General features: G+C 51.4%; 12 protein-coding genes. 6 read left to right on the top strand and 6 right to left on the bottom strand.

The window, feature by feature from the left end; genetic code table 11:
- Positions 1 to 48: 48 nt before the first annotated feature.
- Complete coding sequence (locus tag K3T83_RS17450; protein ID WP_220204234.1) at positions 49 to 372, top strand: cupin domain-containing protein; 324 nt, start codon at positions 49 to 51, stop codon at positions 370 to 372.
- A 55-nt stretch (positions 373 to 427) separates the two neighbouring features.
- On the opposite strand, the gene K3T83_RS17445 is transcribed toward K3T83_RS17450, so the two are convergent.
- Complete coding sequence (locus K3T83_RS17445; RefSeq protein ID WP_220204233.1) at positions 428 to 1,039, bottom strand: Uma2 family endonuclease; 612 nt, start codon at positions 1,037 to 1,039, stop codon at positions 428 to 430.
- Between the two features lie 397 nt (positions 1,040 to 1,436).
- Here K3T83_RS17445 and guaA point away from each other — a divergent pair, with 397 nt between their 5' ends.
- On the top strand, positions 1,437 to 3,083 hold the full coding sequence (gene guaA, locus K3T83_RS17440; RefSeq protein ID WP_220204232.1) for a glutamine-hydrolyzing GMP synthase: 1,647 nt from the start codon (positions 1,437 to 1,439) through the stop codon (positions 3,081 to 3,083).
- Positions 3,084 to 3,089: 6 nt separating this feature from the next.
- A complete protein-coding gene (locus K3T83_RS17435) occupies positions 3,090 to 3,899 on the top strand; it encodes an NUDIX hydrolase (RefSeq protein WP_220204231.1) in 810 nt (269 codons plus the stop codon).
- Here K3T83_RS17435 and K3T83_RS17430 read toward each other — a convergent pair.
- Both K3T83_RS17430 and K3T83_RS17425 read right to left on the bottom strand, forming a co-directional pair.
- Positions 3,892 to 4,920 (bottom strand): hypothetical protein, encoded by a 1,029-nt coding sequence (locus K3T83_RS17430; protein WP_220204230.1) that lies wholly within the window; start codon positions 4,918 to 4,920, stop codon positions 3,892 to 3,894. The genes K3T83_RS17435 and K3T83_RS17430 overlap by 8 nt on opposite strands.
- Positions 4,921 to 5,112: 192 nt before the next feature.
- The gene (locus K3T83_RS17425; protein ID WP_220204229.1) at positions 5,113 to 6,051 is read right to left on the bottom strand and encodes a DUF6612 family protein; all 939 of its coding nucleotides are present in this window, start codon (positions 6,049 to 6,051) and stop codon (positions 5,113 to 5,115) included.
- 433 nt (positions 6,052 to 6,484) lie between these two features.
- Here K3T83_RS17425 and K3T83_RS17420 point away from each other — a divergent pair, with 433 nt between their 5' ends.
- Positions 6,485 to 7,051: a GNAT family N-acetyltransferase gene (locus K3T83_RS17420; RefSeq protein WP_220204228.1), complete on the top strand. Its 567-nt coding sequence runs from the start codon at positions 6,485 to 6,487 to the stop codon at positions 7,049 to 7,051.
- A gap of 303 nt (positions 7,052 to 7,354) precedes the next feature.
- Positions 7,355 to 9,163, top strand: coding sequence for a trypsin-like peptidase domain-containing protein (locus tag K3T83_RS17415; protein WP_220204227.1), 1,809 nt, complete (start codon positions 7,355 to 7,357; stop codon positions 9,161 to 9,163).
- 77 nt (positions 9,164 to 9,240) lie between these two features.
- Here the strand turns inward: K3T83_RS17415 and K3T83_RS17410 are convergent, their stop codons facing one another.
- The 3 genes from K3T83_RS17410 to K3T83_RS17400 form a co-directional block, all read right to left on the bottom strand.
- A complete protein-coding gene (locus K3T83_RS17410; protein WP_220204226.1) occupies positions 9,241 to 10,011 on the bottom strand; it encodes an enoyl-ACP reductase FabI in 771 nt (256 codons plus the stop codon).
- Between the two features lie 110 nt (positions 10,012 to 10,121).
- Positions 10,122 to 10,472: a rhodanese-like domain-containing protein gene (locus K3T83_RS17405; RefSeq protein WP_220204225.1), complete on the bottom strand. Its 351-nt coding sequence runs from the start codon at positions 10,470 to 10,472 to the stop codon at positions 10,122 to 10,124.
- 4 nt (positions 10,473 to 10,476) lie between these two features.
- On the bottom strand, positions 10,477 to 10,728 hold the full coding sequence (locus K3T83_RS17400; protein WP_220204224.1) for a hypothetical protein: 252 nt from the start codon (positions 10,726 to 10,728) through the stop codon (positions 10,477 to 10,479).
- A 517-nt stretch (positions 10,729 to 11,245) separates the two neighbouring features.
- On the opposite strand from K3T83_RS17400, the gene hutI reads away from it, so the two are divergent.
- A complete protein-coding gene (hutI, locus tag K3T83_RS17395; RefSeq protein ID WP_220204223.1) occupies positions 11,246 to 12,526 on the top strand; it encodes an imidazolonepropionase in 1,281 nt (426 codons plus the stop codon).
- Positions 12,527 to 12,689 lie beyond the last annotated feature (163 nt).

Here is a 12,689-nt window from a genome sequence, read left to right as displayed (position 1 = left end):
GAACAAGCTCATCTTTAAACACGGTATACGATAATGGAGGAAAATACAATGCAGGTGATTCGTTGGCAGAAGGAGACGCCTCCCCAGGAACAAGAATTACGTGAACGTATGCAACAGGATGGTTTATCCCCTTACGCCTGGTCAAATGGTCCAGGCGAATCGTACGCGGTGCATAATCACAGCTATCAGAAAGTATTGTATTGTGTGCGCGGGTCCATTCGCTTTGTCCTGCCCGATCAAACCGATGATACGGATACGCCTCGGGCCATCGATCTGGCTCCAGGTGACTGTATGATCTTACCGGCTGGTGTGCGCCATAGCGCCTATGTTGGCGGGCGAGGCGTAACGTGTCTGGAAGCTCCCCGCTACTAGCATTTGTTGCTTGCAACAATCAAAGGCAGTGTGACAACTTTCACGCTGCCTCTGGCTACTCCTCAACTAATGGTTCGTTAAAATCGATATCATGATAAATCTCATCCATTGTAAGGAACACATCGATGCTTTGAAGGGCAACTTCCTCCCCATCTTCATAGACAGAACGGCTCCATTCGGTCTCGATCTCTTCATCGCGTCGATAGACCTCAACGTGTGGAGCAAACTGATCGATCAGCACAATTTCTTGAATGGAGGGACATTGCTGATAGGCCCGAAGTTTAGCTGTCCTATCAACTCTTTCGGTAGAAGGGGAAAGGACTTCCACAACAATGCGTGGAGATTGGATTACTTTGATGCCACGCCGTCGATCTGCCACATCACAACTTACCATGACGTCAGGGTAAAAGTATGTATTTTCAGCAACTTGAACGCGCATATCTGAGCCTCGCATGAAGCAAGGGCCGCTGCGGAAATTCAAATCGAGTGCAGCACGAACATTATAGGCGATCTGGTCATGCTCGCCGGAGCCTCCAGACATTAAGCGTATCATGCCATCTTGATATTCGTATTTTTCATTGGGGATAGTATAATCGAGCTTGAAATAGTCTTGAACCGTCATACGGTCGCCAGTTTGGGGAATGGTGTGTTGTGGATAATTGACCATGCACAAACCTCCATAGCTACTTGCTCACACTTATCTGCCTACATTATACCATATGACTGCAAATGTATCAGTGTAGTTTTCTATTCATAAGTTTCTATGTGTGATTTAAATAGGTTGGATAAGCACTAACCTGGGGTGAACTATGACATTGAGCTAAAAGACGTATCCTGTGATATACTTTCAATCATCAAAGATGAATTCAACTGGCAACGCTGCGTTCGATACCTATACTGCCTGTTCTGGTGGATGGGCAGAAGACAGCGTTGCCAGTTCTCTTAACTGGTCCCGTTATTTGGAGTACGTTTTCCCTCTATCGCGATTATCTGAACTTTCAAGTGTGTTTATTGAATGGCAGGCCGCCTCTCTCCGGGGCGGTCGCAACATAGAAAGGGCATCTATGCACTCCCTGGAGCGCCGACAGGCGATCATCGTTCTCGATTTTGGCTCACAGTATAGTCGGCTTATTACTCGTCGTATCCGCGAATGTCGCGTCTATAGCGAGCTGGTTCCTGCGAATACCACGCTGGCTCAACTCAAGCAAAAATCTCACCTTGATATCAAAGGTTTCGTGCTTTCTGGTGGGCCATCCAGCGTCTATGATGAGGGAGCGCCTATCTGCGATCCTGAGATCTTGCATAGTGGCCTACCCATTCTAGGTATCTGTTACGGTATGCATCTGCTCGCTCTGCAACTCAATGGGCATGTCGCGCCGGCTTCGGGATCGCGCGAGTATGGGCCGGCAACGATTGAAGTGAGCGCCGAAGCTGCCAATGACCCCCAGATTTTCCGTATCTTCGAGGGCATCAAGGTCTCGCCTGAGCAGACCGAGCATCTGGATCAGGTGCCGCAATGGTCATTACGCCTGCCCGTCTGGATGAGTCACGGCGATAGCGTGGATGTCTTGCCGGAAGGCTTTAAGGTGTTGGCCTGCACTGAAAGCAATCCTATGGCGGTGATCGCCCATCCGCGCGGCCTCGTCGGATTCCAGTTCCATCCAGAGGTGGCGCACACGCCCCAGGGCAAGGAGATGCTCTATAATTTCCTGTTCCGTATCTGCGAGTGCGAACCCGGCTGGACCTCAAGTTCAGTGATCGATGAAACGGTTGCCCTGATTCGCGAACAGGTGGGCAGTGAGCGTGTTATCTGTGCGCTCTCCGGCGGCGTCGATTCGGCGGTAGCGGCGCTGCTGATCCATCGCGCGATAGGAGATCAATTGATCTGCGTCTTTGTCGATACTGGTTGCATGCGTGCCGGCGAGCGCGAGCAGGTGGTTGATACCTTTGCCAGTCATTTCCATATCCCGTTGGTCGTGGTTGATGCTCGCCAGCGCTTCCTTTCTCGCCTGGCAAATGTTGTTGATCCAGAGCAGAAGCGCAAGATCATAGGTGAAGAGTTCATTCGCGTTTTTGAGCAAGAGGCAAGCAAGCTGGAAGAGGAGCATGGGCCAATTCCTTTCCTGGCGCAGGGAACGCTCTATCCCGACGTAATCGAGAGTACCAGCCACGACACTGCCTCGACCGCGCGACGCATCAAGACGCACCACAACGTCGGCGGCCTGCCCGAAGAGATGGTCTTTAAGCTGGTTGAGCCGCTGCGCACGTTGTTCAAGGACGAGGTTCGTGAGGTGGGACTAGTATTGGGCCTGCCCGAAGAGTGGGTCTGGCGTCATCCGTTCCCCGGCCCTGGTCTGGCGATCCGCATTATTGGTGCGGTTGATGAGGGCAAGCTTGAGACGTTGCGGGCGGCGGACAAGATTGTGGTCGAGGAGATTCGCAATGCTGGCGTTTATCGCGAGTTGGGGCAGGCTTTCGCCGTGCTCACCCCGTTGCAGAGCGTCGGCGTGATGGGCGATTTCCGCACCTATGCCAATGTGCTTGCGGTGCGCGCCGTCACCACTGGCGATTTTATGACGGCTGACTGGGCCAGGCTCTCTCCGAATTTGCTGGCTCGCATCTCTAATCGCGTCGTCAACGAAGTGCCGGGCGTCAATCGCGTCGTTTATGACATCACCTCTAAGCCACCGGCAACCATTGAGTGGGAATAGACATTCATGATCGAGTTTGAGATACCGGCGCGCGGCCTCTATCGGCCCGCGCAACTCGTTATCGACTATGATCCGAGGTTGCAGATGCCCATAACGGCTGAGATACAAACTTGGATGAATGATCTGTGGGAGCAAAGGCTGGTACAGGCACGGCGGCAGGGAACGCCGCTGTTCGAGACGCCGCTCTTTCGCCTGATCTCGGCCTCCGCTCAGGCTGATGGCACGCTGCATATCACGATGGGCGATACCAGCTACAAGCAGTATGTGACAACGCGCGTTGCCGAATTCGCTGCGGGAAAGGCACGCGCGGAACTGGGAAATCCTCTCGCCGTCTGCTCCGTTGTGGAGACGAGCGATGACTTTATCTTGCTCGACAAGCGGCAGGGCGTTGATGTCTATGTGGGGCGCTATCACGTCATCGGCGGCTTTTTCGAGCGCCATCTGGATGAGGCGGCTGGCCTGCCCGATCCCTTCGGAGCCATACGCCGCGAGATTCGCGAGGAGACGGGCATTCAAACAGACGATATACGCGAGCAATATTGTCTGGGCGTCGTCTACGATCTGGCGATGCCGCATGGCGAGATGTGCTTTCTGACGCGCCTGCACATTCCGCTCGCAGAGGTGCAGGGTCGTGTTCCCGAAGAGAACGAGATCAAGCAGCTGATCCCGCTCCACGTGACGCCTGAAAGCCTGAAAGCGTTTATCCTGCAACATCATGGCAACATCTCCGCCACTGGCGAACCAAATCTGCTCATGTACGGAGGCTGGAAGTTTGGCGAGTCGTGGTTTGCAGAGATGATGGCGGGACTTATTTAAACCTATCGCTTTTGTCAAAGTGAAAGCTTATTGCTTCTATGTCAACTATGTCTGAGGAGTTGTAGGCAAGCTTTATCTGGAGTTGAGTGCGCTCTATATCTCCAAAGACATGCTTATATTGCTTTGGTAGAAATGCTGACGCATAACCATGAGGAGTTGCCAATACGCCTACAGCGAGATTTTGTATCTCCTCATGGTTGAAAGGTGGCTTTATTGATGAGCTGCTACCTAATGTCCAAACGCCTTCACTATTCCTGGTTATGGCTATAATACCTGGTTTTTGCATTTTTCCTTGCAGGAGTTGACGTATTCTCGCTTTTGTTTCTGGATTTTCAATTCTTGTGCGATGTAGTTTTTTTGGGTACTTGCTTAAATTGGAGGCATCTATATTAATCGTAGTGCCCATGTCATCTTTTCCAGATGCAATCTTTGATAGGACGTATTGCCACAGTTCTCCTAATGCTTCGCCAAGAAATAGGGCCTGAGAGCCTTTTTCTCTTTTAACATCTATGATGGTAATGCTGCTATCTTCTCCTGGATCTATCCTTCCCGTAAAAGTAAAATCGTCGGAAGAGGATTTTACTTCAAACAGGCTATCTGATATCAGCGTAACTTTATTATCATACCCTTTAAATTTTTGAGATGCATCCTTTCTATATGTCGCTTGTTCGCATTTTTTATCTATTGCTTTTCCACATGAAATAATAAATGAAATAGCAAAATCCTTTCCAAAGGGTTCTGCTATTTCATGTATAGGGGTGTGTCTGTCAAAGGGGAGTAACTCATCTGGCGGAATAGAGATACCTTGCTTTTCCATAAGAGAGACGAAGGTATCTTTAAAAAAAGCATCTACATCTACTTTTGCCTTTGCGCCTTTACTACGATCTGATTTTTGCCCCTCTGTTGGGTATAATATCTCACGTTGCTGAGCAAATGATAGCTCTCCCCAGGAGGATTGTGTATCTGGAGGGTTTTCTACTTGTTCTTTTCCCTCTCGCTTTTTTCTTATATCACCTGGCATAGTATTTCTCCTGCTATTTTCTTTGTATCTAATATGCCTATAAATTATATAAAATCATATATTTTTGTAAGAAGGATAGTAGTTCCCAATAGGTTGTAGTCGAGCGATTTATCGCGGGAAAGCTTGTCGTGCGGTTTCCCGCGATAAATCGCTCGACTACAACCTATTGGGAACTACAACAATAAAAACTCTTTACGGTTTCCCAATCCCAAAGACCGCGCCAGGGTTATCCGTAGGAGTGGCGTTGGTGGGAACGTTGAAGGTGACAGGCTGATTGAACTTGCTTAGATCGACAGTGGTGTCGAAATTGGTAGAAATGGTCTTCGGCACCTCGCTGCCCATTCCGGTTGTATCAGCCAGCATGTTCAATTTGAACTGAGTGCGATGGATATAGAACTGTGATTCGTCAATCCAGACATCGATGGTCGATTTGAAAGACTTTGTGTGATCGATCAACGTATCGATGTTCTGCTGCCCAAGCGTACTCTTCAGATCGGGGTTGTTGTTTAACAGTTGCTTCAGCGCAGCTTTGTTGAGATCGGCTGAGATGTGGCGCAGGTTCACGCCGTTGAGCGCCTCAGTGCCATGATCGGCGATAGTGGCCTGTGTCGCCAGCCCTAACAGGGTGTTCTGATCGATATTGACGCCAGCCAGAGGATTACCTACGTAGTTTTGCAAGGTATTCTTGTTCAGCACATACCATTGTCCCTGTGAGTTCTTCACATACAACTTGTCGCCCTGAGTCACCTCTGAAAGATTGGTCGTCTCGTTCAGAGAGGTGATTGCCAGATTGAGTTGCTGATCGGGGAGAACCTGATCACCACTGCCTTTAACGGAGACCGTCAAATTCTGCGGCGCAGGCGTTCCCGTCACAGTCGGAGTTGTAGCAGGATTGGTGGTGCTAACGGTGCCCGTCGCATTGGTGCCACTCGTCTGTATGTTGTTGGTCAGTTGTATCTCCACATGCGACGATTTGAGCTTTTGCATCGCATTGGAGCTGTTTTGGAGCACCTGCAACGGCGTTAATGAACTGGTTGTCGTACCAGTTGTTGTTTGCGAACAGGCGCTTATGAGCGTTACTACAATTGTCATGATGACGAAAAGAATACTATATCGTATTCGTGTGCTCATCGGAAAACTCCTTATGGATCTTCCAGGAAACCTCAAAATGAACCGTTTCCCTGCGACGAGAAAGGTCAGGCATGGACCTTCCCCCTATATCCCTACCATATAAACGTTACAAGGTGTATTATCATTACTCACGTAATTGCAAGGCATGGTTTGCAATTCCATTCCTTACAATTGGTACTGCCAGTTTCGCGGAAACCGGCATGTTATTTGCTATAGTATTGATACGTAACAAAGGTATAGAGCGGTTTCTGGTGAGAAAGAGACCTGGCAGGTGTGGTATCCTCCCATTGCCCGGGCCAGATAATTGCGTTAGGATGGAGTAAGCAAAAGATGTTACCTGTCCCCTGCTGCAATAGTGGCTATGAATTAGAGGGATAGTGTGCCTCATTGGTGGCTGAGCAAACGTTATAGTAAGTAAGGAAGGATAAGAGCAATGAGCATCGAACCATTGCGCATCCGAGTTGACGATACAACAGAGTTGCGCACGTTGGAGGAGCGTGACGCAGCTATTTTTTACCATCTTATAGACAACAATCGCGCCCATCTACGCACATGGCTACCCTGGCTCGATAGCACTGTCTCGGTGGACGACGAGCGCATGTTTATTCGGCTGGCGCAAACGCAATATATAGAGAGCAAGGCGATGACGTGTGGGATCTGGTATCAGGGGCAGGCGGCGGGTACGATTAGCTATCATCCCGTCGATTGGGGGAATCGCAAGGTAGAGATTGGTTACTGGTTGGGGGCGGGATTTCAGGGCAAAGGGTTGATGACGAATGCGTGCAAGGCAATGGTAGAGTATGCTTTTTCCAGATTGACGCTGAACAAAGTAGAGATTCGCTGCGCGACCGGCAATCTGAAAAGCTGTGCTATTCCACAACGTCTCGGCTTCAAGCATGAGGGGGTTATTCGGCAGGGAGAGTGGCTGTACGATCACTTTGTCGATCTGAACCTGTATGGTTTGCTTGTCAGGGAATGGATGCAGCGCTCGCTTTCATAGGGGAGAGCTGGTTGGGACCAGATGGCAACGTAAAAAGATCAAGCGAAGAACGAGCAATGACGAGTAGAGACAGATAGCATACGTGCGAACTCACCTGCAACTCATGGCACTCAGCAGCGTATTTCTCTTATATGAGGTATAATGCTACTGGTAAATTTCTCTATCCCAGGTCCAGCAAGTGCCTGACTGTAGGGCTATGTTGACAGATCCTCTCAGGTTTTCAGGCACCAGGGGAGCCAGCGGGTGTAACAACCGCGTCCCTATCGCGCAACCTGTATTGTCACGGATAGGAATGATAGAATTATGAAGAAAAGCATGGCTCCCAATTCATCATTATATAATGAAAGCATGCGTCATTGGTCTAGCGCGTTGATGGTGCTGGGAATTATCTGTTGCTTGCTTGCAACGGTCTTCGTCAACCCAGCGACCACCTACGCGGATAGCATCCCTGGTGGTAATATCTCTGATCCGGTTGTCCGGGCGGTTGATATTGCCAAGCCATCAGTTGTACGCATTATTACAACGTTACCATCGCATCTGATTGTGCATCTGCCGCAAGGCGATGCCACCTTTCCCCAGCAGGACAGCACGAGTCAGGTAGCAGTCGATGGGGCATATATGTTGCAAGTGTCGGGTAGCGGCGCGTTTATCACCTCTCAGGGCGACATTCTGACCGCCGACCATGTGGTGAATCCGCCCAAAGATCAGGAGATGACGCAATTTCTTGATAAGGTGGCGGCACCCGACGTAGCAAAATATATGAATGGGAAGGGAGGGAATCAGGTAACAGCCGATCAGGTGGAACAGCAGCTTGATAGTGGGCAGTTGCGCTCGACCCCCTCTTTTGATCAGGCTACCAGCGAGGTCTTATTAAGCACCGATTACACCGGTCCGCTGGATGCCGCGTCGTTCAGGGATATCCCGGCCAACATTCACAAGACGGTCGATAAGATCAAGGCGCAGAGTGCGGTTGACCAGAAAGATATTGCCATCGTCCACGCTCCTTTTACTGATACGCCAAGCATTCAGTTGGGCGACTCCTCTACGGTGCAGACGCAGGACGTGTTGACCATCATTGGCTTCCCGGGCAATGGCGATGTCAGCAATAAGCCAACCGATCTACTCACCTCTTCAGTGAACAAAATCAATGTTAGCTCGATCAAATCGACTGATACCGGAGCGCCTCTGATCCAGGTAGGAGGCAATGTGGAGCAGGGTGATAGTGGTGGGCCAGCACTGGATAGCAATGGTAACGTGGTCGGTATCGTGAGCTTCGGCATCGTTTCCAATCCGGGCGCACCGGCTGGAACCAGCTTCTTGCAGGCCAGCAATAGTGCGCGCGATCTGGTCAAATCGGTGGGATTAGATACAACTCCTGGAACGTTCCAGAAGCTCTGGAGCCAATCATTCACCTCCTATGCCGCCACGACAGCCGGTCATTGGAGTCAGGCTCAGAAGGGATTTGAGCAGCTCTCGACCAACTATCCAGATTTTAAAGCCGTCACGCGCTATCTGGACTATGCTCAAACCCAGGCAAAGAACGAGCCAAAGACTCAGCCCACGCCGAAGGCAACTCCTACGGCTAAACCATCGAACGTGCCATCTATCCCTGGATTAGGACAGGTGCCAGCGCTCGCGCTCACCATCGGGTCTGTCGCGGTGGTGTTGCTGCTGGCGATTGTGCTGTTTGGAGCAGTAGCCAGACGCAACAAAAAGAAGCCCGCTGGAGCTGATAAAGGCCAGATGGCGCAACAGCCGCCAGTTCCGCAGGGGTCACCGCTTCCACAGAACGGGCAGATGCGACCTGCAACTCCGATGCCTTCCAATAGCGCGAATGCGCCTATGAATCATGGTATGGCGGCATTTGGAGCGCCAGCGCAGCCGACGCCTCCACCTGCGCAAGTGGTACAGCCGTCGCAGCCATCGCAGACGTTGCCGCGAACGATGCCCCCGGTATCGTCGCCCAATATGCCAATGAATGGCAACTCTGGTACGTTTACCACCCTGCGCGTCTGGCCCTGTGGACACATGAACCGACCCAATGCGCGCTTCTGTAGCATCTGTGGCGAGGCGGCACCTCCACCGCCGCCATCTCGACGCGTGGAACAATAGAGCACAAAAAAGAAGAGGCGAGACTCAAAAGCGAGTCCCGCCTCTTCTTTTTTGTTGTCAACATTTGAAAAAAGTGATTACGCACCCATGATATTGTAACCAGCATCTACGAAGATTACCTCGCCGGTGATGCCGCGCGACAGAGAACTGCTCAGGAAGAGAGCTGTATCGCCCACTTCACTCTGTTCGATATTTCGGCGCAGCGGTGCCACCTGCGATACCTGATCGCGGAAGCCAGTGAAGCCGGAGATGCCACGAGCCGCCAGTGTGTTGAGTGGTCCGGCAGAGATGGCGTTGACGCGAATGTTATGCTCGCCCAGCTCAAAGGCCAGATAGCGTACACTGCATTCCAGCGCCGCCTTCGCAACCGCCATTACGTTGTACTTGGGCATAACCCGCTCGCTTGCCATATAGGTTAACGCGAAGATGCTGCCCCCGTTCGCCTTCATCAGCGGCTCGGCGCGTTTTGCCATTGCGATGAGCGAATAGGCGCTGATATCGAGCGCGGTATGGAAACCAGCACGGGTTGTGTCGAGAAATGGGTTCTCCAGTTCGCTTGGTGGCGCAAAGGCGACGCAGTGAACCAGAATATCGATGCTGCCCCCGAAGATCTCACCGGCCCGTGTGAATGCGGCATCAAGCTGATCGTCTTGCTGAACATCGCAGAGAACCAGCTCGGTCCCTGGAATCTTCGCCGCCAGATCGCGGACGTATTTCTCCATGCGTTCCTGATAGGCGAGAACGAGTTGGGCACCCTCAGCAGCAAGCGCCTGCGCAATGGCCCAGGCAATCGACCGATGGTTGGCAACACCAAAGATAAAGGCTTTTTTGCCCTCTAATAACGGCATACGAAAATCTCCTCTCAAAATAAATCCCTCGGTGAGAACCAGCTTTCCCTGTAGAGAAAGGGTTCCCACTTATAGGACGATAGACACCCACATCTGGTAAATTATGCGCTCTAGCGCTCGATGGGATAGCGCCGATTGACCCAGCCATTCATACCGTTGGCAAGATTGTAGACTTTGTTGAGACCAACCAGCAAGGCAACCTCAGAAGCGGCTGCACTGCGCTGTCCCGACGCACAGACAAATATCACATCCTCGCCCGCCGGGAGATTCAAATCTTGCAGCGCCTTGCCGAAGATATAGATGCCATCGAGCGGCACCAGTTCGGCCTCGGCAATGTGTCCGCGATTCCATTCATCGGGCTGGCGAACATCAATGACGTGCGCTCCCGCTTCGATCATCTGCTTTGCCTCGTCGGTGCCAATTGTTGTGTAAGGCAGTTTCTCTTCGTCGTCATACATCATAGATTTATTCCTCAGTCCTCTCGCTCTCGTACTGCTCAAGCCAGAGCCGCCCCAGCGTTGTAGGAATGATCATATATTCATCACCCACAAAACTCAGCGTCAGTAAGCCCTGGTCTTCCATTTCACGAAAATCATCGGTAATAAGGAAGTATTCGCGTAGCATACGTGCCACATCACTCTCAGGCAACTGTTTCCAGACTCGCAGCACACGAAGCACAGCAGCATACTTGGGGCTGCTGTCATCAACTGCTCGCATACGCGCACTCCTGTACAGCCTTGCACTATGATCTTCAACAAATGCGTTATCGCGCGATCAATCGCTCGACCATGCTTTGAGGAGGCTTCGGCCAAAACCATAGCCGTGCTGTTATACGTACTTACATTAAGGTTGAGATATGCAATGCGCCTGCTGCCATGAGCATTATTTGGATGGTAAAGAACCCAGGCGTTTCACCACGCATTGATCTTTGACAGTGTAACAAATTCGTCTACAGAGAGCAAGTGGACGCGTGGTGTAACCAGGGCTTTCCAGTTCTCCGCTCAAAGGGGTGCAGGGTCTCCCTGCCGGGGTCTGGGGTGTCCCCAGTTTCCTTCCCTCCTTCGCGCGCCGCCGCAGGCGGCGCGCAAAAGAGAAGAAAAAAGGTTTTTTGCGGGGACACCCCGCACCCCGGCAAAGGGCTGCCGCCCTCTGCACTCCCGCTAGATGGGAGAATTGGAAATCCCTGGTGGTGTAACATGTAATAACAATGAAGATATAAAGGAGAGAAACTGGCATGACTCCCGCGCTAAAAATCGTTGCGGATACTGTGATTCGCAATATTGGTCAACTCGTTACAGTGGCACAACAGCCTATCGAAGACGCGAGCGGCCCCCTGCAAATCATCGAGCATGCTGCGGTGGCGGTTCACAATGGAACAATTGTATGGATTGGTCGCGATGATATACATGGGCCGGAGCTACTGCCTGATCCTGCCACTGGTCCTGATGGTATCACTATTATTGATGCCCAGGGCGTGGTCGTGACCCCCGGCTTCGTCGATTCGCATACCCATCTCGTGTTCGCTGGTGACCGTGCCGAAGAGTTTCATCAGCGGCGAGCCGGGATCAGCTATGGAGAGTTGCTTGCTCAGGGGCGCGGCATTCTCACTACTATGAAAGCGACTCGTGAGGCCGATCAGGAGCAGTTAATCTCGCTGGCTTTGCAGCGGCTACGGGCCATGAGTGATTATGGCACAACCACCGTCGAAATCAAAACAGGCTACGGGCTGGATCTGGAAACAGAGGAGCGCTGTTTGCAGATCATTAACAAACTCAACGCACTCGAAGAGATAACGCCTCCTGAATACGTTGAGGTGCGCGTCGTTCCCACTTTTCTTGGCGCTCACAGTATTCCTCCCGAATATCGCGATCGGCGTTCCGAATATGTGAAGCTGGTGGTAGAGAAGATGTTACCCTCGTTTGTCGGGCTGGCTCGCTTCTGCGATGTCTTTTGTGAGCGCGAGGCCTTTACACTGGAGGAGAGCCATCTCATTTTGGAGCGAGCAAAAGAACTGGGGTATCTCCTTAAAGTACATGCCGATCAGCTTAGTCCATCCGGTGGCGCACGACTGGCAGCAGAGCTGGGAGCAACCTCTGCCGATCATCTCGACTATGCTAGCGATTCTGATCTGGATGCGATGCGCGAGGCTGGTGTTGTGGCGACGTTGCTGCCGGGCTGTTCGTATACATTGCGTACTCCATATCCAGCGGCCCGGCGCTTTCTAGATCATGGCTTACACGTTGCGCTTGCCACTGACTTCAATCCCGGCACTTCATATTGTGAGAATATGCAGATGATGCTGGGGTTGGCGATGTCGTCGATGGGCATGTCACTAGAAGAGGCATTGACGGCGGCAACCATCAACGGCGCACGTGCCCTGGCTCTAGACGATCAGATTGGCAGTATTGAGGTTGGCAAGCGCTGCGAACTGGCGCTCTGGTCAATTCAGAACTATCACGAGATCGGCTATCACTTTGGCACCGATCTGGTCAATTCAATCCTGGTTCGACGTTAATGTTTCACGTGAAACATTTAAGTCAATAAACCCCACTGTCAATCAAAGAGAGCATGCGAAGGTTGGGCCATTATGTTTCACGTGAAACATAATGGTTCCTTATTGCTTTCTCCTGGGATGTTTCACGTGAAACATAGAGAGCATTCTCTGCAATAAGTAGCTG

The sequence above is a fragment of the Reticulibacter mediterranei genome, from assembly GCF_016587455.1.
Note: the sequence above shows the minus strand (reverse complement) of the source record. Positions and strands in the feature narration are given on the sequence as shown.

What these genes read in the sequence shown, in the direction of transcription:
- guaA (WP_220204232.1), top strand. Translation starts at nt 1,437, where the DNA reads ATGCACTCCCTGGAGCGCCGACAGGCGATCATCGTTCTCGATTTTGGC.
- K3T83_RS17400 (WP_220204224.1), bottom strand. Translation starts at nt 10,728, where the DNA reads ATGCGAGCAGTTGATGACAGCAGCCCCAAGTATGCTGCTGTGCTTCGT.
- K3T83_RS17430 (WP_220204230.1), bottom strand. Translation starts at nt 4,920, where the DNA reads ATGCCAGGTGATATAAGAAAAAAGCGAGAGGGAAAAGAACAAGTAGAA.
- K3T83_RS17435 (WP_220204231.1), top strand. Translation starts at nt 3,090, where the DNA reads ATGATCGAGTTTGAGATACCGGCGCGCGGCCTCTATCGGCCCGCGCAA.
- K3T83_RS17425 (WP_220204229.1), bottom strand. Translation starts at nt 6,051, where the DNA reads ATGAGCACACGAATACGATATAGTATTCTTTTCGTCATCATGACAATT.
- K3T83_RS17410 (WP_220204226.1), bottom strand. Translation starts at nt 10,011, where the DNA reads ATGCCGTTATTAGAGGGCAAAAAAGCCTTTATCTTTGGTGTTGCCAAC.
- K3T83_RS17405 (WP_220204225.1), bottom strand. Translation starts at nt 10,472, where the DNA reads ATGATGTATGACGACGAAGAGAAACTGCCTTACACAACAATTGGCACC.
- K3T83_RS17420 (WP_220204228.1), top strand. Translation starts at nt 6,485, where the DNA reads ATGAGCATCGAACCATTGCGCATCCGAGTTGACGATACAACAGAGTTG.
- hutI (WP_220204223.1), top strand. Translation starts at nt 11,246, where the DNA reads ATGACTCCCGCGCTAAAAATCGTTGCGGATACTGTGATTCGCAATATT.
- K3T83_RS17415 (WP_220204227.1), top strand. Translation starts at nt 7,355, where the DNA reads ATGAAGAAAAGCATGGCTCCCAATTCATCATTATATAATGAAAGCATG.
- K3T83_RS17445 (WP_220204233.1), bottom strand. Translation starts at nt 1,039, where the DNA reads ATGGTCAATTATCCACAACACACCATTCCCCAAACTGGCGACCGTATG.
- K3T83_RS17450 (WP_220204234.1), top strand. Translation starts at nt 49, where the DNA reads ATGCAGGTGATTCGTTGGCAGAAGGAGACGCCTCCCCAGGAACAAGAA.